The sequence below is a fragment of the Streptomyces sp. CA-111067 genome, assembly GCF_050956065.1.
Taxonomy (GTDB): domain Bacteria; phylum Actinomycetota; class Actinomycetes; order Streptomycetales; family Streptomycetaceae; genus Actinacidiphila.
In genome coordinates this window covers 6,499,941-6,522,695 of the sequence record NZ_CP192103.1, presented here as the reverse complement: position 1 = coordinate 6,522,695, position 22,755 = coordinate 6,499,941, and the positions used below count along the sequence as shown (strand labels likewise).

General features: G+C 71.1%; 20 protein-coding genes and 1 pseudogene. 17 read left to right on the top strand and 4 right to left on the bottom strand.

Going from position 1 to position 22,755, the window contains the following annotated elements; all coding sequences use genetic code 11:
• Positions 1–50: 50 nt before the first annotated feature.
• Both ACQPW6_RS28995 and ACQPW6_RS28990 read right to left on the bottom strand, forming a co-directional pair.
• A complete protein-coding gene (locus tag ACQPW6_RS28995; protein ID WP_433892641.1) occupies positions 51–1,823 on the bottom strand; it encodes a hypothetical protein in 1,773 nt (590 codons plus the stop codon).
• An 86-nt stretch (positions 1,824–1,909) separates the two neighbouring features.
• On the bottom strand, positions 1,910–3,523 hold the full coding sequence (locus ACQPW6_RS28990; RefSeq protein WP_433892640.1) for an integrase: 1,614 nt from the start codon (positions 3,521–3,523) through the stop codon (positions 1,910–1,912).
• A 49-nt stretch (positions 3,524–3,572) separates the two neighbouring features.
• On the opposite strand from ACQPW6_RS28990, the gene ACQPW6_RS28985 reads away from it, so the two are divergent.
• From ACQPW6_RS28985 to ACQPW6_RS28965, 5 genes are all read left to right on the top strand, one after another.
• Positions 3,573–3,899: an NUDIX domain-containing protein gene (locus tag ACQPW6_RS28985; protein WP_433892639.1), complete on the top strand. Its 327-nt coding sequence runs from the start codon at positions 3,573–3,575 to the stop codon at positions 3,897–3,899.
• On the top strand, positions 3,896–4,042 hold the full coding sequence (locus ACQPW6_RS28980) for a hypothetical protein (protein WP_433892638.1): 147 nt from the start codon (positions 3,896–3,898) through the stop codon (positions 4,040–4,042). Before ACQPW6_RS28985 ends, ACQPW6_RS28980 begins: the two co-directional genes overlap by 4 nt.
• On the top strand, positions 4,039–5,373 hold the full coding sequence (locus ACQPW6_RS28975; RefSeq protein ID WP_433892637.1) for an MFS transporter: 1,335 nt from the start codon (positions 4,039–4,041) through the stop codon (positions 5,371–5,373). Before ACQPW6_RS28980 ends, ACQPW6_RS28975 begins: the two co-directional genes overlap by 4 nt.
• A 67-nt stretch (positions 5,374–5,440) precedes the next feature.
• Entirely contained in the window at positions 5,441–7,789 is a 2,349-nt protein-coding gene (gene fxlM, locus ACQPW6_RS28970; protein ID WP_433892636.1) for a methyltransferase, FxLD system, read from the top strand.
• Positions 7,790–7,814: 25 nt separating this feature from the next.
• On the top strand, positions 7,815–8,882 hold the full coding sequence (locus ACQPW6_RS28965) for an NUDIX hydrolase (RefSeq protein ID WP_433892635.1): 1,068 nt from the start codon (positions 7,815–7,817) through the stop codon (positions 8,880–8,882).
• 143 nt (positions 8,883–9,025) lie between these two features.
• Here the strand turns inward: ACQPW6_RS28965 and ACQPW6_RS28960 are convergent, their stop codons facing one another.
• Complete coding sequence (locus ACQPW6_RS28960; protein WP_433892634.1) at positions 9,026–10,357, bottom strand: helix-turn-helix transcriptional regulator; 1,332 nt, start codon at positions 10,355–10,357, stop codon at positions 9,026–9,028.
• A gap of 851 nt (positions 10,358–11,208) precedes the next feature.
• Between ACQPW6_RS28960 and ACQPW6_RS28955 the strand changes: the two genes are divergently transcribed.
• The 3 genes from ACQPW6_RS28955 to ACQPW6_RS28945 are packed head-to-tail and all read left to right on the top strand — an operon-like array spanning position 11,209 to position 13,560.
• Positions 11,209–11,688: a hypothetical protein gene (locus ACQPW6_RS28955; protein ID WP_433892633.1), complete on the top strand. Its 480-nt coding sequence runs from the start codon at positions 11,209–11,211 to the stop codon at positions 11,686–11,688.
• A 16-nt stretch (positions 11,689–11,704) separates the two neighbouring features.
• On the top strand, positions 11,705–12,964 hold the full coding sequence (locus ACQPW6_RS28950; protein ID WP_433892632.1) for an MAB_1171c family putative transporter: 1,260 nt from the start codon (positions 11,705–11,707) through the stop codon (positions 12,962–12,964).
• Positions 12,961–13,560 carry a hypothetical protein gene (locus tag ACQPW6_RS28945; protein ID WP_433892631.1) on the top strand — a complete coding sequence of 200 codons (600 nt, stop codon included), beginning with the start codon at positions 12,961–12,963 and terminating at the stop codon, positions 13,558–13,560. Before ACQPW6_RS28950 ends, ACQPW6_RS28945 begins: the two co-directional genes overlap by 4 nt.
• A gap of 29 nt (positions 13,561–13,589) precedes the next feature.
• Here the strand turns inward: ACQPW6_RS28945 and ACQPW6_RS28940 are convergent, their stop codons facing one another.
• Complete coding sequence (locus ACQPW6_RS28940; RefSeq protein WP_433892630.1) at positions 13,590–14,450, bottom strand: helix-turn-helix domain-containing protein; 861 nt, start codon at positions 14,448–14,450, stop codon at positions 13,590–13,592.
• A 778-nt stretch (positions 14,451–15,228) separates the two neighbouring features.
• On the opposite strand from ACQPW6_RS28940, the gene ACQPW6_RS28935 reads away from it, so the two are divergent.
• The 9 genes and pseudogenes from ACQPW6_RS28935 (at position 15,229) to ACQPW6_RS28895 (ending at position 22,740) form a co-directional block, all read left to right on the top strand.
• Positions 15,229–15,456 (top strand): transcriptional regulator, encoded by a 228-nt coding sequence (locus tag ACQPW6_RS28935; RefSeq protein WP_433892629.1) that lies wholly within the window; start codon positions 15,229–15,231, stop codon positions 15,454–15,456.
• Positions 15,456–16,577: a hypothetical protein gene (locus tag ACQPW6_RS28930; protein ID WP_433892628.1), complete on the top strand. Its 1,122-nt coding sequence runs from the start codon at positions 15,456–15,458 to the stop codon at positions 16,575–16,577. The genes ACQPW6_RS28935 and ACQPW6_RS28930 overlap by 1 nt, the downstream gene beginning before the upstream one ends.
• Positions 16,574–17,317, top strand: coding sequence for an ATP-binding protein (locus ACQPW6_RS28925; RefSeq protein WP_433892627.1), 744 nt, complete (start codon positions 16,574–16,576; stop codon positions 17,315–17,317). The genes ACQPW6_RS28930 and ACQPW6_RS28925 overlap by 4 nt, the downstream gene beginning before the upstream one ends.
• A 131-nt stretch (positions 17,318–17,448) precedes the next feature.
• On the top strand, positions 17,449–18,102 hold the full coding sequence (locus ACQPW6_RS28920; RefSeq protein ID WP_433894696.1) for a WhiB family transcriptional regulator: 654 nt from the start codon (positions 17,449–17,451) through the stop codon (positions 18,100–18,102).
• Positions 18,099–18,537: pseudogene (locus ACQPW6_RS28915) on the top strand (DUF2637 domain-containing protein); the annotation flags it as partial. The gene ACQPW6_RS28920 and the pseudogene ACQPW6_RS28915, both read left to right, overlap by 4 nt.
• A gap of 1,322 nt (positions 18,538–19,859) precedes the next feature.
• Positions 19,860–20,051 carry a hypothetical protein gene (locus ACQPW6_RS28910; protein WP_433892626.1) on the top strand — a complete coding sequence of 64 codons (192 nt, stop codon included), beginning with the start codon at positions 19,860–19,862 and terminating at the stop codon, positions 20,049–20,051.
• Positions 20,052–20,136: 85 nt separating this feature from the next.
• Entirely contained in the window at positions 20,137–20,367 is a 231-nt protein-coding gene (locus tag ACQPW6_RS28905) for a hypothetical protein (protein ID WP_433892625.1), read from the top strand.
• Positions 20,368–20,630: 263 nt separating this feature from the next.
• Positions 20,631–20,996: a plasmid mobilization protein gene (locus ACQPW6_RS28900; RefSeq protein ID WP_433892624.1), complete on the top strand. Its 366-nt coding sequence runs from the start codon at positions 20,631–20,633 to the stop codon at positions 20,994–20,996.
• A gap of 22 nt (positions 20,997–21,018) precedes the next feature.
• Positions 21,019–22,740 carry a mobilization protein gene (locus tag ACQPW6_RS28895; protein WP_433892623.1) on the top strand — a complete coding sequence of 574 codons (1,722 nt, stop codon included), beginning with the start codon at positions 21,019–21,021 and terminating at the stop codon, positions 22,738–22,740.
• Positions 22,741–22,755 lie beyond the last annotated feature (15 nt).

Genomic DNA, 22,755 nt, shown 5'->3' with positions numbered 1-22,755 from the left:
CTGCCCTGGAAGGCTGCCGCCTCCTGGCGCGGGAGTGGCGGAGGGCACGGTCATCGAAGATCCAGCCTTCCGGCGAGCAGGTCGTCGATCAGCTCACTCTGCCCGTCGCTCAGCTTGGAACGTGCCTGCTCGCGCTCGGCAGGGGTGTAGTGACGCAGGATGTCCTCCAGCCGGTCGGCAGCCGCTTGGTATTTCGCGTGCCACATCGCGGGGTCGGAGTTGGGGCGAGTGGCGAGAAGACGGTCGCGAACAACGATCTGGACCGGCAACTGGTGAGGGAGAGCACGAGCGTTCCCGCAGCCAAGGCATGCGAAGAACGACGCCGTGCACGGTGTCCCCTGCGGCGTGTCAGGCCCGGCGAGGTGATCGACGCATCCGGTCAGCACCGTGTCCTGGTCTCCGGCCAGCAGCCGCTTCAGGACTTCCGGGTCGAGCCCGGTCTCCGCCGCTGCCGCCTCCGGGTCCCGAGCCGCGCGGTCGAGGAAGGCCGGGGTGAACACCGGGACTTCCATCACTGTGCGTGCCTTTGTGACCTGTTCGCGCAGCGCCTTGCCGACCACGGAACGGCTCTGCTCCTGCACTGTGCGGCTGCGCTTGAGGTAGTGGTCCCGCAACGTTTCGCGGCTGTGGGCGACCGGGCGTCGCTTCAGCTCCAGCGCACTCTGGCGGATCCGCCGCACCTGCACGACAGGGGTTCCTCCGGCGACAGCTTCGCGCATCGAGGGGAAGCCTCTCGTCTGGCTCCAGTGCTTCACGTGCACCTCCGTGTTCCACATGTCCCTGCCGAACGCGGAACGACGCTTCGGGCTGTAGCTGACGAACGCGCGGGTTGCTCCGCTGAGGCGGCGAGCGGTCTGTGTCAGCTCCAGCAGCAGCTGGTACACCTGCAGAGGCGAGTGGAAGAGCCGGGGCTCGGTGTCCTCGGATTCGGCCAGCTCGCGCAAGGATGCGGGGAGATCCTCAAGTGCGGCGACCATGTGCTCACGGTCGGGGCCGCGGCGCGGTTTGGCCTCCTCGACCAGGGCCACCGCTTGCGCCGCCACCCCGCCGTCGGGCCGGGTGTGTAGAGCCGGCCACATCTTGACAGTGCCGAAGTTCTCCGCGGTCAGCGCGCTCAGCAGCAGCGCGAAGGCCGTCGACTCGTCACGGGTGAGGCTCAGCATGCCGCTGATGGCCATCGCACCGCCGAGCCGGGACACTTCGTCCCGCAGGACACCGGACTCGTCCCGGGGCAGATCCCCCGTCGAGGCGAACTCCTCCAGCATCCTTCCCAGAGCCTCCTCTCGGCTGCCCGGTGTGAGTTCACCCTGCCGGAAGCGGGTCAGAAGCCGCACGCCCGCACGGATACGGTCCCGGCTGATACGAACATCACGACGCACAGCGGTCATGATCTGCTGCCACTCGTGGTCGCTGTACGCCATGACCTGCGTTGCTTCCGCGGCGGCGGGAAGCCGTGTACGCAGGAGATCGTGAAGGGCCTCTTCCGTCAGGTCGTCGCGCTTGCGCATGAGACGCCGCAGCGCTTGCAGGTACAGCCGCAGGCTCGTCGGATGGTCCTCGTACCGGTCGCGAAGGATCTGGAAATGTTCCGGCGCCAATTCGCCCGGCGTCGACGGCACCCGGCCGGCGTCCGACAGCACCACCGTGAAGCGGCGCAGTACCCAGTGGTACTTCTTCGCCGTGGCCAGGCGCTTACTGCCGCCACGCGCACCGCACCGAGCGGCCAGCAACACGGCCATCCACCGCTGCATCGCGAGCGGCGCCGGGAAGGACGAAAAGTCGAGGGTGTGACTCTTCCCGCTCTGTTCCTCGTAGAAGACCACCCTGGTTTGATCCCCGTCGGCGGGCAGCCGGTCAGGAGGCTGCCAGTCCGAGGGCGGCTGGGACGCTCGTTGACCACCTCGCTTACTCACTGGGCGCCTCCTGGAGTGCCTGCCACGGCAACGGGAACAATGGTGGAACCGCCGTGCCGGGCGAAAATGCGCACCAGCGAGTCCACCCCGGCTTGCTCATCGTCATCGAGCAACGACATCAAGTAGGACAACTGCAGCCCCGTGAAGGGCTCCAGGTAGTGATCCCGGGTGGTGTCCGGGTGCTTGTGGCCGAGCAAGATCGCCAGCTGTAGCCAGATATCACCGAGTTGGTCGCGAAAGTCTTCAATCTCCTCTGGGGTGAATCCCTCCAGCCGCCGCACCTCCAGCAGGGACAGGATCGAGAACCACTTCAGGGCGAAGGAATGCCGGCACATATGGGCAGTCGCCCACAGTGGGCATTCGCGACGGATCCGCTCGCGCTCCTGCACGGTCAGGCGCCCGTCCGGATCGGCTCTGCGCACCCACGCTTCCGCGACGCGTTTGTTCGCGTCGTCGAAGGTGTCCTCCCAGCTGTGGACCTTCTTCGGCAGTCCGTTTACCGACAGCCACAAGCAGAGCGGCTCCAGCCCGGCGGGAGTCCGGCGAAAGAGCATGCGGCGCTCGTCCGGCGAGAGCACATCCAAAGCCGTCGCAGCCGGCCCACCGTGGCCCTCAAGAAAGAGCTCGCCGGTCCGGGGGTTGTGGCCGGTGACAATCCGCACGCCGCGTAGCCGGTCGTACCGGCCCCGCCGCTGAGCTCGGCGGATCACCTCCGCCCGCGACCCCTCCAAAGGATCCGCATAGCCTTCGACCGACTGCAGTACACGCCGGGGGATCCAGTACTTTCGACCCTCTTCACCGCCCTTGATGCACTTCGCCGCCAGCCACGCCTCCCCCATCCGCTCGCCGCCCGAAGCCGGGAGTTCGACATCCAGGACACTGGCCCACTCCCGAACCCGCAGACCAGTGCCGTAGAGCCCGTCGACAAAGGCACAGTCGCGATCCTCGTTGAACCCCCGCCATCCATCCCGACGCAGACCATCGAAGTCGAATCCACGCAGACCGATGTTCCGCCACTGCTCCAGCGCAGCCCGCAACAACCACTTCACCTGGCGAGGTCTCGAGCCCGCTGGCCGCAGCGGATCCCGGCGCTGCTGCACGTAACCCGGCCCAGGCCTCCAGGCACCCTCGTCCGAATCGTCGGTCTGGACGGTCGGCACCGGGTTGAAGACGCCATATCGCGAACCAGCCCAGGTGTAGAAGGCGTTCACGGCTGCGCGGTCCGTATCGAATGAAGTCGGTCGGATCCGTTCATCATTGCGCAGATCCATGATGCGCCAGTCCTTGAACGCTTCGACATCGCGTACGCTCGCGCCGTCCCACGACCTGCCGATCGCATCCAAGAAGTTCAGCCACACGACCAGCGCGTAGGCGTACCGCCGCCAGGTACTTACCTCATGCGTTGCCATGCGCCCCGTACGGAAGAAGAGGTTGATGCGAGAGTCCGGCCGACCCGACGGAGAGGTGATCACGGGGGTTCCATGGCGTGCGCCGTTGCGGGCCGCCCTGGCGAGCAGATCGCCGAACCTCAGAATGTCCGGATCAACGGTGGGCGGGGGTGGCACGGTGAAGTCATAGAAGTCCACACTCCAGTGCTCCAGTACGTTCACGAGCCCCTCCCGACACACCCTGAACCGACAACTCAGAGGAGCCTAGAGAATGGCCGGGCACTGCGAGTTCGAGGGGGTCCGCACCTGCGTGGTCCGGGAGGCAGCCGAAGAGGCCGGCCTGGAGATCGACGAGCGGGACCTGACGCTGGTGCATACCGTCCACCTGATCGATCCGGGCAGCACGCAGCCCCTGCTGGAGATGTTCTTCTCCGCGTCACGATGGCGCGGCGAGCCACAGATCCTGGAACCGGACCGGTGCACCGCGTGGGACTGGTGGCCGGTCGACGCACTGCCGGAACCGCTGGTGGACTACACCCGGGTGGCCATCAAGGGAATCGCCTGCGGAGACGCCTACACCCAGATGGGCTGGTCGTGACCGCCCCCGCCTCCACCGGGCACGACCTGAACCCGTCCGGAAGGCCCGCAGGCACCACCGACGGCCAGCACCTCCAACGCCCGGTCCTCGACTACGGGGTCGGCACCCGCGACCCGCGCGCGTCCCGCCGGGAGGCCGGGTGACGGCCGCCGACGAGTCCGACCTGACGACCGCCACCGCGCCGGCGGCTGCTTCGAAGGAGAGGCCCGGGGCGTTGTGGCGGCACCGGGTGTACCGCCGGTACCTCGGCGCCGAGGCAGTGAGCTTGTCTGGGAGCGCGGTGTCCGGGCTCGCGCTGCCGGCCCTGGCCGTGGTCGAACTGCACGCCTCCAGCGGGCAGGTGGCCCTTCTGGCTTTCCTCGGCCAACTGCCGAACTTCGTGATCGCGTTACCGTCCGGGGCGCTCGCCGACCGGTATGCCAAACGACCGATGATGATCGCCGGCGATCTGGTGTCCGCGGCGGTCCTGGCCAGCATTCCCCTGGTCGCGCTCCTGGGCACGCTCACCGTGGTTCAGCTGTACGCGGTCGCGGTACTGCTCGGGACGGCCAAGGTCGTCCACGATGCTGCGGCGGTCAGCTACCTGCCGGCCGTGGTCGAACCGGCGCTGCTCCAGGGCGCGAACAGCCGGCTCAGCGCGGTGTTCTCCCTGGCCGACAGCGCGGGCAGCAGCGCCGGGGCGGCACTGGTCGCAGCCCTGGGCGCCGCGCGGTCCGTGACCGCCGACGCGGTGTCCTACCTGGCCAGTGCGTGGCTCGTTGCCGGTATCCGCGCCGCAGAGCCCGCGCCGGTCCAATCCGGGCGGCGCCTTCGGGCCGAAATCTGGGAGGGGCTGGTCTACGTCGCCAGGCACCGGGTGATCCGCCCGGTGATCGCCGCCATCGCGGTGGCGAGCTTCGCCCAGGGCATCGTCAGCACGTACTGGATCTTCTACCTCCTCACCGGGCTGCACTTCTCCGCCACCGCGCTCGGGGTGATGCTCGGCTGTGCGAACGCCGGGAGCCTGGCGGGCGCGCTGCTGGCCCCACGGATGACCCGCCGGCTCGGCCCCGGACCACTGATGATCATCACACTGCTGGGCCTTCCGCTCACCCAGACCCCGCTGCTGATCGCCGGGCCGGGCCGCCTGTGGCAGATCGTTCTCGGCGCCGCGCTCGCGGTCCAGCTGTTCTGCACCGCGGCGTGCGGCACCACCCAGCGCACGGTGCGGCAGATGATCTGCGCGCCACGGCTCCAGGGCCGGATGCAGCAGGCGTCCACCACGCTGACCGCCGGTTCGCGGCCTTTCGGAGCGCTGGTCGCCGGCGGCCTGGCCGAACTGGCCGGTGTCCGGCCGGTCCTCGTCCTCGGCACCGTGTTGTTGCTGGCGCCGGTCGCCGTGATGTGCCTGTCCCCCCTGCGGACGCTGCACGCCCTTCCCGCAAGCCCCCAGCCAGCGGTGCCGCAGGCCCGAAACGGCTTGACCAGACCATGACCCCCTTCCACGCCGGCCAGCCGCCCGCCGGCCCGAACCACCCACCCACTCGCAGGAGCCTTCGACCGTGACACTCGGCCAACTCAACGAACCCGACACCGGCACCGCCCACGAAGCGGTCTTCCGCGACCTGGGAGAGGCCGAACGCACCCTGCTGGCCGAACACATCCCCGCCCCCGCCGCAGGCGGCACGGCACTGGACGTCGGCTGCGGCACGGGCGACCTCGCCGCGCACCTGACGACGATCGGGTACCGCGTGGACGCCGTCGACCGCGACGCCGGCGCCTTGGACCTCGCCCGGACCGAGCACGCGGACCCCGCTGTGCGGTGGCTCCGCCTGGACATCGAACGCGACGACCCCGCCCCGCTCGGCAACAACCGCTACGACGCGGTGGTCCTGCGTCTGACGGCGGCGCTCTTGAACGACCGCACCCGCGTCCTGCACGCTCTCGGCCGCCGGCTGCGCGAAGGCGGCACGCTGCTGGTCATCACCCCGCTGGCCGCTCACACCCCCGCCGAGCAGCGGCACACCGCACTGGACGAGGACGAGATCGCCGCCCTCACCTGCGGATGGGCCAGCGTGCAGCGCATCGCCGCCGGCGACCTGGCGGCGCTTGTCCTGCGCGGTCCGTGCGCGGACACCGTCGCCACGGAGCGGTCCGTGCCGGCCACCGGCCACGCTGTCGCTGGGTCACTGGCTGTCGTCACCGACCCGAACGGGCGCGTTCTGCTCGGCTGGTCCAAACGCGGCATGTGGGAATTGGCCGGCGGGAAAATCGAGGGCACCGAGCCGCTGGACGCAGCCGGGGTGCGCGAGCTCGCCGAGGAGACCGGCCTGCACGCCACCGGCGCCAGCGTAGTGACCATCCTCACCGACGCCGCCCAAGGCGTCCCCCGGGTGACCGCCGTGATCCGGATCACCGGCTACACCGGCGCTCCCATCACTGCGGAGCCGGCGACGTTCACCCGCTGGGAATGGCACGACCCCCACGGTCTGGGCTGTCTCGGCCCGCTGTTCACCCCGGCCGCTCAGGCGCTGGACGCCGTCTGGCCCGGCATCATCCCCGGGCTGCCGCCCGTCAACGCCTATCCGCACGCCGTCGAGCACCCGGTCGTGCCCGGGGAACCGGCCGAGGCCGTCCGGCTGCGCCAGGAGATGACGGACGCCGTCATCGCCGGCGGCTGGGCACCCACCCTGGCCGTCCAGGACGCGCTGCGGACAGTGCCCCGGCACCGCTTCGCACCGGAAAGGGACCTCGCCGACGCCTACGACGACGACCTGGCCGTCATCACCCGGCGCGACGAGGCCGGGCGGGCCACAAGCTCGGTATCCGCGGCCTGGCTGCAGGCCGACATGCTCGAAAGCCTGCACCTTCAACCGGGCATGACCGTGTTCGAGGCCGGGTCCGGCGGCTACAACGCCGAGCTGATCGCGCACCTCACCGGCCCCGGCGGGCGGGTCGTCACCGTCGACATCGACCCCTACATCATCCACCGCACCCGCCGGTTCACCGCGGAGGCCGGCAGCGGCCGTGTCCTCGCCGTACACGGCGACGGTGCCCTCGGCGCCCCCGGCTACGTGCCGCCCGGCGGCTTCGACGCCAGCATGATCACCCACAACGTGTGGGATATCGCCCCCGCCTGGCGCGAGCAACTCGCCGACGGCGGGCACCTGGTGCTGCCGCTGGAGATCCACGGCTACACCCGCGCGATCACCTTCCAGCGGCACGGAGATGTCCTGCACGCGCGCGGCTGGACGTACTGCGGGTTCGTCCGCGATCTGGGCGCCAACGGCCGCCACGCCCCGGTCGCCGACCTCGCCGACGGGCAACTGCAGGTCCGCTTCGAAGACGGGGCCCCCGGTGATGCCGACGGGCTCGACGACGCCCTGCGGGGCGAGCGGCTCGAGGTGGCTACAGGCGTGGTCATGGCCGGCCTGGAGTCGTTTGCGACGCTGCAGATCTACCTCGCCACCACCATGCCCGGCTTCTGCCGCCTCGCACTCACCGAACAGGACGGCGCCAGCGTCACCGCTGTCCGGCACGGCAACCCCGCAGCCGCGGTCCTGGGTGAGGGGTCGCTGGCCTACCTCAGCCATGTGCTGATCCAGGATGGCGGGACCGCCGAGGAGCGCAAGGCCGAGTTCATCATCCACGCCTTCGGCGACCAGGGGCCGGTCCTCGCCGAGCAGATGGCTGACGCGGTCAGATTCTGGGACCGGCGTGTCCGCGGCAACGGCTACCCCCCGATGACCGCCCACCCCGCCGGCACCCCCGACGACGAACTGGCCCCCGGCCAGGTCCTGGACAAGCAGCGCAGCCGGCTCGTCTTCACCTGGACGCCCGACGCGCCCCAGATCCATTCGGGGACCGGACACACCCCTCACGATGGGAGAGCGGATGACTCCCGCACCTGACAGCCCTTTGCGTACCGGCGCGAGGATGACCCATGCGGAGTACGGCGCTTCCCGTACAGCAGCCGCCCGCTGGACCGGCGTTGCCGCCCTGTTCACCGACCAGGACGGCCGGATCGTCCTGGAAGAGGTCGACTACCGCGACGTGTGCCTGCCGCCCGGCGGCGGGGTGGACATCGGCGAGCCCCCGTCCGCGGCGATGAGACGGGAAGCGCAGGAGGAACTGGGCCTTCTGCGCCGCTTCGCCCGTGTGCTGGCCGTCGACTGGATCCCTCCCACCGCGCCCGGCCACAACCCGGCCATGGGATTCCCCGGCGAGATCATCACCGTCTTCGACGGCGGCGCCCTGACCGAGGAGGACCTGCAGAGCGTCCGGCTGCCCGGACGGGAGGTGATCGGCCTGCGGCATGTCGAACCGGCCCACCTCGGCGACCACATGGCGTCCGGTGACGCGAGGCGGCTGATGGCCGCACTACGGGCACGCATCAACGGCGCCGGCCCCGCGGTCCTGGAGGACGGCCGGCCGCTCACCCCGAGCCTGCTCGACAAGCTGCAGATGCTGCGCACGGCACGCAAGCCGCAGCGCTGGGCCTGGCGCGGCGAACCCGTCACCCCGGGACTGCCGGTCCGCCAGAGCTGGGGGTGGCTGTTCGCGCCCGACGGCCGGGTCCTGGTGCTCATCGGCCAGGACACCGGCTCCGCGTGCCTGCCCGGCGGCACGCTCGAACCCCGAGACCACGGTGACCCTACAGCCGCCCTGCACCGGGAAGCCCAGGAGGAAGCACAGGTCAGTATCGGCGAACCGCTCTACCTGGGCTACCTCTACGACAACACCGGGCAGGAGGGCCAGGATGCCGCCGGCCCGTGTGCCCGGGTCCGGATGGCAGCCTGCATCACCACCGTCGGGCCGTCCGGACGCGACGAAGCCAGCAGCCAGACCTACACGCGGGTCCTGGCCACGGTGGAACAGGCCGCAGAACTCTTCGACTGGGGACCCGACACCCGCTCCCAGACCGAGGCCGCCCACGCCGCCCGCGAGCAGCTCCGCCTGCCCAGACCGGCCCGGCAACCGGTCACCGAACTGCAGCCCGGATGACCGCAACCGCCCCCAGCGAGTCCCCAGCCAGCACGACGCCCCAGGTGCTGGAGTCGGACCGGAGGCCCGTGTCCGACGGGGGCTCGGCCGCAGTCGGTCCCGCGGAGTCGCGTGCAGGGCGGGCCGCCGCGGCAGGGCCGGTCTCACTTCTCGAACGCTGGCGGCGGCACTTCACCCGGGGGGCGGTCGATCGGAGGCAGGGCGGGATCCTCGGCGGCCAGGTCCTGGTAGATCTCCCGGAACAGGTCGGCGCGGCGGCCCAGTTGTGGGACGAGCATGCGCAAGCGGGCGGCGGCTTCCTGCGGGTCGAGGGGGAAGACGGCTCGGGTGAGGTGCTTCATGTCCTGGTGGGTGGCGGGGAGGGTCATGGCGGTGGGGAGCCGGGTGATGACGGTGTAGGCGTCGACTTCGGCGATGCTCCACTGCCCGTCGGGCTGCCGGGTGGCCCAGATCACCGAGCGGGTGCGGGGTGCGAGCGTGAGCTGCGTGTCCGGTCCGATCATCTGGCTGAGAGCCGGCAGAGCGATGGCGCCCTCGCCTGCCAGCTCTGCCGCCTCCCGGGCTGTCTGGACGGGCGTGCGGCTGTCCGGCACGTTGTCGTGTTCGTCGTCGTCGTGCTGGAGCCAGGTGATGATGACCAGGCGGCCGTCGGGGAGGCTTGCCGGGGCGGTGACGTGGCTGATCAGGTCGACGGTCTCCCAGCCGAGGGCCGGCAGGATCATCCGGATGGTGTCTCCGTCCCGGTGCTCAACCACGTCGTCTTCCGCGTCCCAGATCCGCTGGACCTCCGGGTCGGCGCAGACTGCGTCGACGAGGGCCTGCAGTCCCTGGTCGTCCCGCCGGCTGGCTATCGCGAACTTGAGCATCTTCACGTAGACCGCTGCGTGCTCGGGCCAGTTCTGGAACTGGTTGCGGGCCTCGGGGTCGGTCAGCGTCCAGCGGATCAGGTTGGCGTCGGGCTGCAGGACCCACGGCCACCACTCGGCCATGGCCGCGTTGTACGCGAGGATGTTCCAGTCCTGGTCGCACAGGTACGCCGGCGACGGCAGCTGCTTGTCCAGCAGCAGCCGCACCCCGGGGCTGACCCGGCCGTCGCCGGGGTTCGCGGACACTCCGCGCGGCACTCCGAGGCTGTAGAGCAGGAGGGCCTGGCGGCCGTCCTCGTCGAGGTCCAGGACCCGGGCGAGGGCGTCGCGGTCCTGCTGGGTGATGCGCCGAGCGGTGGCCCCCCGTTCCAGGTCGCTGTACCAGCGGACCGAGCGGTGGACGTCGCGGGCGACCTCGGCCTGGATCAGCGGGCGGCCCCGCTTGTCGCCGACAGCCTTGCGGCGCGCGCGCAGCAGGGCGCCCAGGCCCATGAGCCGGCCGCTGTGGGCCTCGGCGCCGGGAGGTACGCGTCCGCTCTCCGGCTCCTGCGCAGGCTCCGGCTCCGGTTCGGGCACCGGGTCGCCGCTGCGGGGTTCCTCGGGATCCATACGCCCCTCCTCCTGTCGTACGCAGTCCATGCCGAAGGCTCGCCCGGTCGTTCGGGGACGTGAAAAAGGAGCCGGAGATACATCCGGCTCCTGCCTTCAGCTTCACCAATATAATACGTGATTCAACAATGATCTTTGCTGCGTGCAGTGGGCACGCACCTGTGGACCCCACACAGAGACCATATTCGCAATCGGGAACAACCAGCATGACAGATCATCGCGAACGGGTATGAACTGGACCGCCCATCGGCATGTAGGTTGCCGGTCATCTGGGCGGCAACTAACTTGCCGGAATGGATTTTCCGCCGCCCAAGGCGGACAATTCACGGCTATAGCCGTTCCGCTGCAAATTAACGCTCCCTCTAGTCCCTTGCCGCTGGGAGCAGTTGGGCTTCCCGGAGGGCGGCTGAGCGCGGACTGCACCGTGTCTACGCGCGTCGAAGGCTGCTCGGATCCCCGTTGACGCGGCGGCTACCGGCCGGTTTAAATCCCACTGACCTCGCACGTTACGGACGCGGGGCGATCGAGCAGGGGGTCGGTCCACGATGATCATCTGTTGCCCGTCCGGGCGGGTGCTGCGGCCGACCCGCAGGTGCACCGGCGACGTGGCCGGGCTGGCCGGGAGTCCGCAGTAATTCCCGCTGCTGCCATCGGCGTTGACGACAAAGGCGCCCTGGCGGTGCGCTTCGCTGAGCGAACCTTCTCTCAAATCCTGCTCAAGTGCAATACCGGGCCTGTCACTTTCCGCAGTGGCTCACGGCAAATGATAACTGCATGTAACTACAGGGGGGGACATGGGTATTGTGTCGACGCGGAGGCTGCGTCGCCGGCTGGCGGCTATGCCGCTGCCGGTGCCGTTCAGCATTCAGGGCCTGGCGGCGAATATGTCGGCCGAGTCCGGGCGCGAGATCACCTTCGTCGAGGTCGACGACCGGCTGGCCGACCTGCGGACCGCGTGCGGGCTGCGTGCCCGGACAGCGGATGCGACCTTCATCGTCTACCGGCGGCGCCCGACGCAGAACCAGACCTCGCACACTCTTCTGCACGAGCTGTCCCACGAGTGGCTCGACCACGGCACCAACCTGTCGCCCGACGAGCTGCGCGCCCTGGCGCCGGCCTCTCTGCACGACAGCCTCGCCGAGCGGATGAGCCGGGGGGCCGTGGTGCAGGCGCGGGCCCGCTACGACTCGGTGGAGGAGCGGGAGGCGGAGCTGTCTGCGTCGCTGATCAAGGAGCTGGTGCGCGGACTGGATCCCGGTGACGGCGACATGGTGAGCCTGCTGGAGATGAGTCTGTCCCATCCCGTCGCGCCGCTGCGGCGCGGGAAGTAATGGAGTACCGAACGTCGTGCTTGCCTTCCTTGCCTACTTCGTCGCGGGCTTGATGACTGCGGTCGCCGTGTGGCGCCTGCCGGCCCTGGTGCACGGGGACGCGCACCGCCGGGCCCTGTGGGGCTGTTACGCGGGATTCGCCGCCGCCTTGTGGCTGAAGAGCCCGGCGATCATGGACAGCCTGAACCACTCGGCGGTCACGGATCTGGCGGTGCTGCTCAAGCACTACGTGAGCATCGCGGCGATCCTGGCCATCCTCACCTTCGTCGTGGCCACCTACGGGCGCAGCGACCAGGCCGAGGTCCCGCGGCACGTCGCGGTCTCCAGGTGGATCGAGCGGACGGCGTGGAAGGCGTCGCTCCAGGCCGCCGTCCTGATGACCGTACTGTTCTTCACCGTGGTGGACCGCAGCCGTCCCAGCAATGCCTTCGTCCCCGACCACGCCGGCCAGTGGGGCGCGACCCTCTACATGACCACCTTCTACCTGTACCTGGGCACGGCCTGCGCGGTCACCTGCTACCAGTGGTCCAGCGCTGCCCGCCGCGCCGACACCCGGCTGCTGCGCGTCGGTCTCCTGATGATGGCCACCGCGATGGTGATCGGCGATCTGTACGTCACCGAGCGGGTCGCCTTCATGTGGACCGCCGTGCTCCACCCGCTGAGCGAAGGCTTCGGCGACCGGGTCGGGACATGGACGACCGTGCAGGAAGACCTGGTGTTCATCCTCTTCGCCGCGGGGGCCAGCATCCCCGCCACCAGCGCAGCCGCGCGGCGGTGGAATTCGTGGCGCACTCTGTGGCGGCTCTACCCACTGTGGCGTGCGCTGATGGTGGCAGTGCCGGGCATCCGGCCCGTGGGCACCACCGGCGGTATTGATGCGCCGGCCTTCGAGCCGCCGGCATCGCGCTTGCGGGAGGTGCTGCGGGTCAGCCCGCCGGCGACGGTGCGGGTGGACCGCTGGACGCAGGACATCGCCGACGCGGTGGAGCAACTGCGGCACTACGCCCCGCCGGCGCTGCTGGAGGCCGCCGAGGAAGCCTCCGCCGACCACCCGGACGCGCTCGCAGCGGCCGAGGCCCAGTGGATCAACGCCGTGCTCCTGGCGGCGAAGGCGGGCCAGCGGCGGGAGGTGGCATCCGAGGCGCTGCCGGTCAAGGCGATCGGCGACAGTGATGCCGAGGCGGCTTGGCTGCTGAGGGTCGAGGCCGCCCGCGCGGGTCTGACCGTCCTGGAGGGGCACCGACTGCTGCACGCCGCGGTGGAGATGGCCCGGTGACCGCCTCCACCAGCGTGCCCGGCCGCGGCGAACAGCCCGCGCGCGCGATCACCAATCTGCTGAAGCCCGTCCACGTGTTGCTCGCCGGGCTCACCGGCATCGGCCTGGCCGCCGGCGGCTCCTGGGCGGGCGCGCTGTGGGGCCTGTTTGCCGCATTGTGCGCCGGGCTACTGCCGGCCGGTTACATCGACTGGGAGAAGAGGCGCGGCCGTTGGGGCGACCGGCACGTCGTCGACCGCGCAAGCCGGCGGCCGATCTTCCTCGTCATTCTGGGTTCGATCGGCTTCGCCGCGGCGGTGATGGTGCTGGCCGGTGCGCCCGGCGACGTCCTGCGCGCCATGGTCGCCCTGTGGGTGATGACCGTCGGCCTGCTGGTGGTCAACGACGCCGGGAAGTGGAAGATCAGCGTCGACTGCGCGGTGGCCTCGTCCGTGGTCACGATGCTTACGGTCGTCGCCGGCCCGTGGTGGAGCGCCGCCTACTGCCTGACGCTGCTGGTCTGCTGGACCCGCGTCCACCTCGGATACCACACCACGGCGCAGACGGCCGCCGGGACAGCCCTGGGCATGGCCACCACCCTGCTCTGGCTGGTGTAGGAAGCCGTGACGTGCCCGGCCGCAACCCCTTACGGGGCGTCGCGTTCCGCCTTGGCGATCATCTCGGTGAGCGCGGCGAGCATCCCCGGGGACACGCCCAACTCCTCCGCGCCTCGGGCCGCGAGCGCGACACCTTTACGGCCGGCGGCCAGGACCCGGATGCCCGCCACCACCTGGCGTGCGACGGCGTCGTCGGGCTGGAAGAACAAGGGCGAGACGCCCATCACCTCGGCCAGCGCTTCGTACAGGGCGGCTTCGTCCGCCGCGGAACCGGCGACCGCGGCCAGCTCCAACCGTCCCGTGCGCAGGCCGTGGAACTGCGAGCCGTCGATGAGGGGCCGGCCCGCGCTCTTGTTGATCTGCCTGGCCAGGTCGGCGTCGGTGGGCGCGCCCTGCGGCCAGGTGGTCTCCAGCAGGTGGGTGATCTTCTCGGCGAGCGTCTCCAGCACGGGTGGAGCGGGGTGTGCCGGAGCAGCCACGCCGAAGGACCGGTCCTGGGCCGCCTCCAGCTCCTCCTGGCTCACCCCGTACGCGACGGCGAGCGCCGGAAGATAGGCCGGGTCCAGGCGGCGGCGCCCTTTTTCGGCGTTGTGGACCGGATTGTGGGTGGTCCCGATGGCGGCGCCGGCGTCCTTCTGGGTCAGGCCGGCGTCGCAGCGCAGGTCCAGCAGGTCCGGGGTGCCGTCGCGGGGGAACAGTTCGTCCAGGGGCCGGCCCAGCGCGCGCGCGATGGCCGGGAGCTTGTCCAGGGAGGGGAAGCCGGTACCGGTCTCCCAGATGGTGACCGAGGGCCGGGACACACCGATCCGGTCGGCCAGCACGGCCCCGGTGATGTCGGCGGCTCTTCGCTCGCGGCGCAGCACTGCGCCTTCGAAACGGCGGGGCGGCATTCGGTCTCCTGCAGGTGGCGGCCTGTTTTAAGCGGGTCCCGAAGACCCTTGCTGGTTCAGCTTACTTTATGTAGGTTGATCTTACCGGAGATCGCCTCCGAAGCCGGACCCTACGGCCCCAAAGGCGCCTTCCACCAGCCCCACCACGCCCCCTGCCGCTGCGGTTTTCGGCGTGCCGCCGCAGCGCTCTCACCAGGAAACTAGTGTAAATGACGACCTTTTTTGCGACAGCCCCCAGGCCCCGCCGAACCGCCCGAATGACACACCGGGCCACCCGCGCGGGCGACCGGATCCCAAGCACCGCACGGCAGTTGACGACCGGTCCGATTGTGGACGGAACCGCGGTCCGCCCGCTTCCCGCCTGCGCAGAAGTAGAGCCAAAGTCCAGGATTGTTTAGCTATGTATGGATCTTGCTGGACGCCGTGCGTATGTTCTTGGTCCCACCGCCGGGCACCGGGCCCGGCGGCCGGCTGAGAGGAGCGGCCAGCGACCGGCCACACCATCACCGAGCAGCACGACACGCACTACGCGAAACCGGCGCCCGAGGGGCTAAGCCCCTGGACGCCGGCCACGGTGAACCCGACGCCTTGCCGGGCGCGGGTCCACCTCACACTTCCGCACCGGCCCTTTGACGAGGTCGACCCGGTGCGGGCTACTCACGGGAAGTGTTGCATGCTCCACGCCGCGCGCAAAGCGCACCAGGCCACCCCAGTGGCACCGCGCCTCGATCCACGACCTGGTCCACGGCCGGAGGAACTGGCCCGTCGCCTGACCGCGATGATGCCCCGCGCCGCCGTCCTGACCGTTCGCCTGCAGGGCCCGCACAAGCCCTGGCCGCACCTGGAAGTCCGCGCCCGCGACACCGCCGGAACCCTCGTGGCCATCACGCGCACCCAGGAACTGGTGTCCGCCCGCTGGATCATCCGCGCTCACCCGGACGCCGGATGGCAGGTCCCGCGGACCTTCGACCTGCGCACCGCCCGCCTGGGCGGTGAGGCTGCCTAGTGTCCCGCATCCGCACCATCAAGCCTGAAGCCTTCTACTCCGAGGACCTCGCCTCGGTGTCCGTCACCGCGGTGCTGACGTTCTTCGGCCTGCTGACCCTGGCCGATGACGCCGGGCGCTTCCGCGCCCACCCCGCGATCATCCACGGCCGTCTCTGGGCCCTGCGGCCCGAGCACACCGTCGTCCACGTGGCCGCCGACCTGGAGCAACTGGCGGCGGCCGGGCTGATCTGCCTGTACACCGGATGTGACGGCCGCCGGTACCTGCACATCGTCACCTGGGCCAAGCACCAGAAGATCGACCGGGCCAGCGACAGCCGCCTGCCCGCCTGCCCCACCCACGGCTCCCACGGCAAACACGGATGCGGCGGCTGCGGCCAGAGCGTCTGCACCAACCCGTATCGCGAGCCCAGCATCCCCACCCCGGCCACCACCGAGGCACCCGCCCCGACCCCGGCTCCGGCACCCGCCCCGGCTCCGGCTCACACGACTCCAGCCCCCGTCGCCATGGCGGAAGGCGCTCCCGATGACGCTCGACGAGCCCTCGATCACCCGGTTTCCACCGAATCCGTGCCGGGACCGGACACCCTGCCCGACCTGGAGAACGGCGGCGTCGCCCCTGCGGGCACCGTTCCGGACGATGCTGGAGAATGTGCAGGTCAGACGGTATTCGCGGAAGCCTCGATGCATTCGCGCGAGGGCTCGTCGTCTGGATCTAGGATCGTAGATCCTGGATCAGTACCTGTGGGGCGCACCACGCCCGCGCCGGATCCCTCCCTGGTGGAGGTCTCGGCCAAGGACCTGCTCGGGGAGTACATCTCCGCCTGCAACCGCCGCCCGCCCGGCAAGACGCTCGGGCATCTGGGCAAGGAGATCCGGATCCTGCTCGGTGAGGGCTTCGAGCCCGATGCGGTCCGGGCTGCGCTGGAGCGGATGCGGGTCAAGGGCATGCACCCCAGCGTCCTGGCGAGCCTGGTCAACGACGTCGTGAACGCCGAGCCGAAGGCGGTGGGCGCCTCCGGCGGGGGCCCCTGGGCCCGCACCACCACCCCCGCCTACGTCCCCTACCAAAACCCCGGCGCACCCGCGCCCAGCAGCTTCGGCATCGGAGGACGACGATGACCCGCACCCGCCTGGACGATCCTCGCCCCGTGGCCGGTGACCGCGTCGCGGCCTGGATGACCGCCAAGCTCGCGGAGCGCGGCCTCACCCTGGCCAGCGGCCCTATCCCGGACGAGCGCCCTGAGCCGTCTCCGGCCGAGCAGGCGGCGCAGAAACGTATCCCCTACGACTACCGCAGCGCCGTGGCAGACCACCGGCAGGTCACCGCCTGGGTGCAGCGGATCGCCGCAGCCGCCACGGCCGGGGACCTCGGCGGCCGGGGGCGCCGGGAGATCGCCCACGGCCCCAGCCTGCTGCTGTGGGGGCCGACCGGCACCGGCAAGACCCACCAGGCGTACGGGGCGATCCGTGCCCTGACCGCCGCCGGATGCGGGGTGCGCTGGCACGCGGTCACCGCCGCCGACCTCTACGGCCAGATGCGCCCGCGCCCCGGCATCGACGTGGAGTACCAGCTCCGCCGGATCGTCCGGGTGCCGCTGCTCCTGCTGGACGACCTCGGCGCCGCCAAGTCCTCGGAATGGACCGAGGAGCTGAACTTCCGCCTGCTCAACTGGCGCTGCGAGCAGCGGCTTCCGACGCTGATCACCACCAACCTGCCCCCCGTGCGCGAGGAATGGATGGACCGGCAGGCCCGGGTACTGCGCGACATGGTCGGCGACCGCGTCCTGTCCCGGCTGTCGGGGATGTGCGAACCAGTCGAGTTCAGCGGCTCCGACCGCCGCTTCGCCACCGCCGCCTGACCACCACCCGCCTGATCTCTTCACCCGCGGCGCCCGTGCCGCGCGGCCCTTCACCCCGCCCCTCGGCCGGGCCTGCCCTGCGCCCCTGCGCTGCCGCCCCGCCGACCGCCACACACGACGGAGAGTCCCCCTTGCGCTACATCACCACCCACGACGCCCCCGCCACCGGACTTCGGGGCATCGGCGACACCACCTGGCAGCACCACGGCGCCTGCAACGGCCTCAAGCCCAAGGTCGCTGACCGGATCTTCTTCCCCACCGCCCGCAACTTCGCCTCCGTCGCCCAGGCCAAGGCGATCTGCGCCCGCTGCCCCGTCCTGGAGACCTGCCTGAACGCCGCCATCGACACCGGCACCAAGGACGGCATCTGGGGCGGCCGGACCGAAGCCGAGCGTGAGGTCTCGCACGCCAAGGTCGCCCACCGCCTGGAGTACAACCGGGTCCGCGCGGTCGTCGCCGGCCGCGACATCCCCCTGTCCACCCGGGAACGCGCCGCCGTCGCCCGCGAAGCGGTCCTGCGCGGATGGAGCGCCCAGCGCCTGGCCAGCGTGCTGGGCTTCAAGGTCAAGCACTGCCGCGACCTGATGGGCATAGCCCGCCACGAACTCCACCAGGCCACCGGCGGAATGATCCCCAGCACGCTGCCCTCCGCACCGGAGCACCACGACCTGGACGACGACGCGGAACCGGACGACACGACCGGCGCCGAGGAGTTCGAGGCCCTGGAGGGCCCGACCGACGCCGAACTCGCCGAGCAGGCCGACGACCTCGGGCAGGCCGCATGACCCACCCCCAGGTCCCCTCGTCAGCCTCGGAGTCGACGCCGGTGGGCTGGTGGGACCGGGCCGCGATCATCGCCCTGGGCGGAGCCGGGTGCGCCCTGTCCTACGACGCCCTGCAGCAGATGGCCGTCGCCATCCACGTCCGCCCCCAACTGTCCTACCTCTTCCCGCTGGTCATCGATGGGTTCATCGCCTATGGCATCCGCGCCCTGCTGGTGATGTCCACCGCACCTCTGCGCGCCCGCCTCTACACCTGGACGCTGTTCGCGACCGCCACCACCGCCAGCATCTGGGCCAACGCCCTGCACGCCGTCCGCCTCAACCAGCAAACGCAGGAAGGCGGGCTACGGCTGGGCGACCACGTCGTCGCGGTGCTGTCCACCATCGCGCCACTCGCCCTGGCCGGAGCCGTCCACCTCTACATCCTTATCACCCGCCACCACCCCGCCCGCGAGATCACGAAGGAGCAGCCCGGACCGGACCAGCCCACCACGCTTGTCCCGGTCCGGGCAGACCCGGACGGGACCATCCGGACCGGACCACGGCACCAGCTGCGCCATCCGGTCCGCACGGACCACACCCACGACCGCGATCTGGAAACCGAGCGGACCGCGGACCGCGGACCGGACCACAGGGGCGGACCGGACCAGAGGACCAGCGGACCGGACCGCACGGGTGGACCGGACCAGACGTGCGGACCACGACGCGGACCAGCGGACCACGCTGAGTCCTCCGGACCGCCGGAGCGGACCAGCGGACCACGCGGGGACCGCGCAGACCACGACGCCGCGGACCAACAAGCCCCGGACCACCACGCTCCGGACCAGCCGCGCGGGGATCACACCGGACCGGCCGATCCGGGACCGGTCCTGCACAGCACCGCGAATCCCGGTGCCGAGCACAGCTTCGAGGCGGCGGACCAGGACCCTGGCCTGGCCGACCGGCCACGGGACCATGCCGAAGCGCCGGCCACGGAGCACCAGGCAGCAACGGAGGCAGCGCTGAGCACCGGACCGGAGGCGAAGACGCCCGATCCGGAAGAGGTTTCCGCAGCTCAACCGCCCTCTTACCGACCTGTCGCCGACCAAGAGCTCGAAGCCACCACCCCGGAGACGGTGCCCGCGGAACCGCCTGCGGAAGCCGGGGACCGTACGGAGGTGCGGGCGGACCAAAGCGGGGGGACGGACCAGGACCGCGGACCAGCGGACCACCCGGGGACCGCGGACGGGGACCAGCCTTCTCCTGGGACCGGCGGACCGGACCAGTCAGCGGACCACGACCAACTCGGGGACCATCCCGGCGGACTGGCGGACCACGAGAGCGGACCGCCCGATGGGACCAGCGGACCGGCGGACCAACATCGTGGACCGGCCGAGGGGACCGGCGGATCGGACCACCGTGCGGACCAAGAGCCCGGGGACCACCCTGCCGTCGGGGACCGCGGACCGGCGCCGGAGAGGCGGACCGGACCAGAGTCGGCAAGCGTCGGGGACCAGCCCCGCACGCGGACCGCGGACCGGACCGGCACCAAGCCGACCGGTCCTGCCGAGGAGGCCGGCGAGGCAGCCGGGCTTGAGGAGTTGCTGTCGATCGCCCGCCAAGCGGCCTTGTCGGAGGGCCGGATGACGCGGCGGGCCCTGCGGCCCTACCTGAACGAGGCCGGTGTGCCGATCAGCAATCGGCGCTTCACCGAACTGCAGCGGCGCCTGTATGCCGACCCGAAGCTTGCGCACCTGCCCCGACCCGGCCGGAGGCCGTGAGTGAAGACCTGCCAGCGCTTCGACCTCCTTAAGGCCCGGGCCGAACGCGAGATCCGGATGCACAAGGCGCACGCCGCCAAGCACGCCGGTGAGCAGTCGGCCAAGCAGTCCGCCACGATGGCCGCCCTCGCGCGGCAGGGCATGGGCCGGGCGCTGAGCCGGCACTACGCGAACTGCCCCGAATGCGCCTGAACCGCCCCTGACCTTCCCCCTCCCCGCGGTGGTGGTCCGGCACTTCGCCGGGCCACCACCGCCCCCGTCCCTTGGAGTTGACCGCTTGATCCCTCCCCGCCCTCGTGCCCGGGCAGCGAGCTGGGCCGAAGCCTGCGTCTGGGCCGACGTCCTGGTCCGCTACGGCCTCCTGGACGCCGCACTGCCGACGCCGAGCGGGCAGTGGCTGGTCCGGCTGTATCCGGACGGTCCGGTCGAGGTGCTGAGCGGCCCGTCCGCGGTGCTCGACCTGGCCGCCCGCCTCCAGCACCAGAACCGGAGGACCCGCACCCGGTGACCAGCCCCGAAGAACCCGAGACGAACGACGAGAATCCGCAGGTCAGAGAGGCACGCCCTGCGCGAGCAAGTTATCTGCCAAGCTACTCTTCCCCGTCGGGGAAGGCTGCTCGGCAGTCTCCCGCCCCGGGGGTGGCGGGAGCCGACCAGCGCCGGGGGGCGCAGGTCGGAGGGGCAGCGGCCGGGGGCGGACCGCAGCCGGAGGAGAAGCCGCCCGCTGCCGACGCCGTCGTCGTCGCGTCTGCGTCGCGTAAGCGCTCGCCGATGCCGCGCGAGCGTAAACGCGTCCGCATGTGCAACGTCCGCCTCAACGACGACGAACACCGCCGGCTGACCGCCGCCGCTCGCATCGTGCGCACCAGTCTGCCCGCCTACCTGGTCCGTGCCGGGCTGGCCGCTGCCCGTGACGCCGACGCCACGGCCGCCGCGGTGGCCGGTCAGCGCGAGCTGGTCACCGAGCTGTTCGCCGCGCGCCGGCACCTCGGGAAGGTCGGCAACAACCTCAACCAGGTCGCCCGCGCGATCAACTCCGGCGACCGTCCGACCGAGGTCGACGTGGTGATCGCCGCCGTCCACCGCGCCGTTCAGCGCGTCCAGGACGCCACCGACCAGCTCCTCGACCGCAACTGACCACCCCGGGCAGGCCCCTCACGTGATTCCACGGATCCACAACCGCGGCGCCAACACCTACGGGCTGCTGGCCTACCTCTACGGGCCGGGCCAGGCCGAGGAGCACACCGACCCGCACCTGGTCGCCTCCTTCGACGGCATGGCCCCCGACCCCGGCCGCGACCCCGCAGCCACGCTGAAGGAACTGCAACTGCTGCTCGACCAGCCCGTCACCGCTGCCGACCAGGACCTGCGGCCGGCCAAGCACGTGTGGCACCTCTCGGTCCGCAACGCCCCCGAGGACCCGATCCTGTCCGACGGCGACTGGGCGGACATCGCCCGCCGGATGGTGGCCGCCACCGGCATCGACCCTGACGACGGGGCCGGCTGCCGGTGGGCCGCGGTCCGGCACGCCGAGGACCACATCCACATCATCGCCACCCTGGTCCGCGAGGACGGCTACAAGCCCGACCTCGACGAGGACGCCGCCCGCGCCCAGGCCGAAGCCCGTCTGCTCGAAGTCGCCCACGGGCTGCGGCAGCTCAACCGGGGTGACAAGACCGCGGCAAAGCGTCCGACCAGTGCCGAGCGCCACAAGGCCGAGCGCACCGGCCGGGAGCGCACCGCGCGTGAGGAACTGCGTGAGACGGTCCGCCGCGCGGTCGCCGGCGCCGAGGACGAGGCGGAGTTCTTCGACCGCCTGGGCCGGGCCGGCCTGCTGATCCACACCAACGCCATGCCCTCGGGTGACCTGTCCGGGTACAGCGTCGCCCTGCCTGACGACTTCAACGCCCAGGGTGAGCCGGTCTATTACTCCGGGTCCACCCTCGCCCCGGACCTGTCGCTGCCGCGCGTCCGGCTGCGCTTCGGCACGTCGCACGACAATGACGTGGAGGCAGTACCGCCGTCCTCGGCGTCCGGGCGTTCCGGGCGGCGGCCGGCACCTGCGCGCCGCCGGACCGCGGAGGCGGCCTGGGCGGCGATCCTGGTCATCGACGAGGGAGGCGACGGGGCGGCGGCAGCGCAGATTATGGCCGCTGGTGAGGTTCTGGACGCTCTCGCGGCAACCTCCGCCGCCCACACGCGGCGTGAACTGCGGGAAGCGGCAGCGGCGTTCGAGCGGGCGTCACGCTCCCATGTCCGCGCCGAGCGCCGGCACTCCCGGGCGCTGCGGCGGGCAGCGCGCGATCTGGTGTACTCCGGGCCCGCGCTGGGGCGGGGCGAGGACGGGGCCGGCACCGCGATGGCAATCGACATGCTGTTCTTCCTGGTCATGGCGACCGCCCACTGGCACGGCCGCAAGCAGCACGCCCAGCAGGCCGCAGCCGCCCGCCAGGCCGCCGACCACCTGCGCGCCGCCTACCGCAACGCCGCCGGCCCACCGCTCCAGGCCGCCTCCCGGCGAGGCCGTTCCCTTCCCGCACTGGTACGGGACCGGCAGGCCGCCGCCGTGCGCGAAGCGCTACCGCAGTTGGCTGAGCAGATCCTGGCCGAGCCCGGCTGGTACGCGCTGGCTGCCACCCTCGCCGACACCGAAGTCGCCGGCAGGGACCCCGGCCGCTTGCTCGCGCAGGCTGCAGCCCGGCGGGAGCTGGGCAGTGCGGAGTCCATCAGCGACGTCCTCGTGTGGCGGCTGCGCCGCACCGCGGGCCTTCCCGCCGACCCCACCGGGCCCCACCGACCGACGACGTCGGCCCGTACCGCCGCACCCAACCCGCCTACGCAGCACCGGCGTTCAGGGCGCGATCCGGGTCGGTCCGTCTGAAGAATTCTTGAGTAG

Excerpts from the sequence above, each read along its gene's own strand:
- ACQPW6_RS28935 (WP_433892629.1), top strand. The coding sequence starts at position 15,229 with ATGATGCCCCGCGCCGCCGTCCTGACCGTTCGCCTGCAGGGCCCGCAC.
- ACQPW6_RS28900 (WP_433892624.1), top strand. The coding sequence starts at position 20,631 with ATGCCGCGCGAGCGTAAACGCGTCCGCATGTGCAACGTCCGCCTCAAC.
- ACQPW6_RS28965 (WP_433892635.1), top strand. The coding sequence starts at position 7,815 with ATGACCCATGCGGAGTACGGCGCTTCCCGTACAGCAGCCGCCCGCTGG.
- ACQPW6_RS28925 (WP_433892627.1), top strand. The coding sequence starts at position 16,574 with ATGACCCGCACCCGCCTGGACGATCCTCGCCCCGTGGCCGGTGACCGC.
- ACQPW6_RS28985 (WP_433892639.1), top strand. The coding sequence starts at position 3,573 with ATGGCCGGGCACTGCGAGTTCGAGGGGGTCCGCACCTGCGTGGTCCGG.
- ACQPW6_RS28960 (WP_433892634.1), bottom strand. The coding sequence starts at position 10,357 with ATGGATCCCGAGGAACCCCGCAGCGGCGACCCGGTGCCCGAACCGGAG.
- ACQPW6_RS28940 (WP_433892630.1), bottom strand. The coding sequence starts at position 14,450 with ATGCCGCCCCGCCGTTTCGAAGGCGCAGTGCTGCGCCGCGAGCGAAGA.